The organism is Phycicoccus flavus (assembly GCF_004025965.2).
Lineage (GTDB): Bacteria > Actinomycetota > Actinomycetes > Actinomycetales > Dermatophilaceae > Phycicoccus > Phycicoccus flavus.
The window spans coordinates 1-2,604 of the sequence record NZ_SAYU02000136.1; the positions used below are offsets into that span (position 1 = coordinate 1).

At 73.3% G+C, this 2,604-nt stretch carries 1 protein-coding gene and 1 pseudogene; both read left to right on the plus strand.

Translation table 11 applies throughout. From position 1 onward, the window contains the following. Positions 1 to 805: pseudogene (locus tag EPD83_RS20115) on the plus strand (hypothetical protein); the annotation flags it as partial. Between the two features lie 4 nt (positions 806 to 809). Next, entirely contained in the window at positions 810 to 2,441 is a 1,632-nt protein-coding gene (locus EPD83_RS20120; protein WP_164896770.1) for a MauE/DoxX family redox-associated membrane protein, read from the plus strand. The last annotated feature ends 163 nt before the right edge of the window (positions 2,442 to 2,604 follow it).

Sequence of the window (2,604 nt, forward strand, 5' to 3'; positions counted from 1 at the left end):
GACGGTCGAGTCCATCGCCGAGGCGATCGGACGGCCGTCCCGCCGCACCGTCGCCCAGGGCGCCGCGTGGAGCGTGCCCGCCATCGCCATCGGCATCGCGGCCCCGGCGAACGCCGCCTCGCCCGGCGTCTGCGTGGCCTGCAGCACGGCCCCGCAGCAGTGCCTCCTCGACGTGGGCGGTACCGGTAACTGCTCGTGCGCACCGGGTCTGGTCTGTGTCGGGACCGGTCCCCTGGGGCTCGCGAACATCTGCGTGGGCGCCGACCTCGCGCCGCTCATCACCTCGTGTGGCGGCACGACGTGCACCGGCGTCTGCCTGGCCGCGGGTGGAGCCCTGATCACGGCCTTCAACACCCTGGTGGCGGCATTCGCGACGTTCTACGCCGCGGCAACAGGCTTGACCGGCCAGGGTGACACCCTCGACGCCTGCATCAGGCAGCCGGGGCTGCCCACGAACATCTGCGTGTCGCCGTTCGCGGACGGCGGACTCGGCTCGCTGTGCATCCAGACGTTCTCGTGCGGCGGCAACGCGCTCTTCGCCGTGGCGCTGAACACCCTCGACGCGGCGCTCGTGACGTTCGTCAACGCCCTGTCCACCGCGGGCATCCTCTTCAGCTCGTCCTGCCAGGCGCCCTACGTCTGTCAGGACGGGGTCTCCCTCGCGATCGACAACGACTCCGGCGGCGGACTCCTCGGTGGTCCCACGTTCGCGGCCGCCTACCGGGTCGGAATCTGCCAGTGCGGACCGCAGAACTCCTGCCCGCAGCCCACGGACCCGGCGCCTGCGTTCGAGGTCGGCTGCTGACGCCGTGGCCGCCCTCCTCCTGCTCTGCGCGCTGGTGCTCGCGGGCACTCTGCTCGTCAGTGGTGTCCTCAAGCTCCGTGACCTGACCGGCACCGCCGACGGCCTCGCACGGCTCGACGTGTTGCCCGAGCGACTCGTCCGCCCGGCGGCACTGGCACTCCCGATCGCCGAGGTGCTGCTCGGCGTCCTGTTGCTCGCCACCCGGGGATCGGCCCTGGTGTTCGTCGCGTTGTCGGCAACCGTGCTTGTCGCGGCCTTCACCGTCGTCGTGGTCCGGCTGGTCAGGCGAGAGGACGAGGTGCCGTGCGCCTGTTTCGGCAGCGCCTCCGAGGAGCCGGTGTCGGCGCTCACCGTCGCCCGCAACGCCGGCCTCCTGGTCTCTGCGCTCCTCGTCGCCGTGACCGCCCCCGTGTCCGGCGGCGTCCTGCCCGTCCTGACCGGGAGCGGCCCCGCCGAGGTGCTGCTCGGCGTGCTGGGCGCGACGGCCGTCGCGAGCGTCGCACTGCTCGTCGGCCGGCTGCACGCCCAGGGCCGGCGGATCGTCGACCTAGAGGCTCGGCTCGAGACCGCCGAGGCCAGGCCCGCGTCCCGCGAGCCGGTGCTGATCCCGGACGCCCGTGTCATCGACGCCACCGGCGCCGAGTGGACCCTGGCCGCGCTGAGCGCCGAGCGGGCACAGCTCGTCATCGGCGTGGCACCGGGGTGCGGTGCCTGCCATGATCTCGCCGAGATCGTGCCCCAGTGGCGTCACGGCCTCGGTGGCGAGGTCGACGTCATCCTCGTCGCGAACACCCCGCGCGAACAGGCGCTCCGCGTCTACGGCGCTCATGACGCGCACCTGTACGCCGACCCGACAGGCACGGTGTTCTCCGCGCTCGGCATCGCGGGCACGCCGGCCGCGCTGCTCCTCGGCACCAACGGCAAGGTGGCGGCGGGTCCTGCACTCGGCGCCGAGGCGATCGTCGAGCTGGTGACGGCCGTCATCCAGGCCATCGGAGTCAATGTGATGACCGGCCAGGCGCACCAGGCCCAGGGGCCGCGTCTGATCGGTGGCGAGGACACCGGCGATCAGTATCTCCCCGCGGCGGGGTTCGTCGTTCCGGACGTGCGGGTCCGGCACGAGGACGGCTCCGAGTCCCAGATGTCGCACGCGCTCGCGAGGCTGACGCCGGACCACGGGGACGTTGCCGTGGTCTCGTGGCGCAACGGCTGCGGCTACTGCGGAGAGATCGTCGAACAGATGCGGTTCTTCTCCGGCACCGGGGACGTCGTCCTCCTCGTGAACGAGCCCGTGTCCACCGTGCGGGACCAGGGCATCGAGGGCCCCGTTCTGCAGGTGCTCGACGCCGACGCCTCCGGCGTCCTGGGGCTGCTGGGCACCCCGTCCGGCTTCCCCGTGCGTGACCTGGCGATGCAGCCCGGAGGAGGCGTCGGAGGGGGCTCCGTCCTCCGGATGCTGCGCGAGCGGGCCGTCGCGCACGGCAGCCTCACCGCGGAGCAGGCCGCGAGCCCGGTCTTCGGCGGAGCGCCGCTCCCGTCACCCGGACACGCGCACGGCGGCCACGACCACGCCGGTCACGACCACGCCGGTCACGACCACGCGCACGCCACGCCGGAGCACGTCGGCCGGCACTGAGCGACGCGCCCGGCGCCCCGGCGCGACCGGTCCCCGGGGCGGGGCTAGACTCGGCTCGCCACGGGAGGGGAGTATCCCCGACGCGGTGTCCTCGTCATCACGGGCGGCCGTCCGCCCCGGGGCGCCGGTCCGTCCTCGGACGGGAGAGACCTCCGGCCACTTC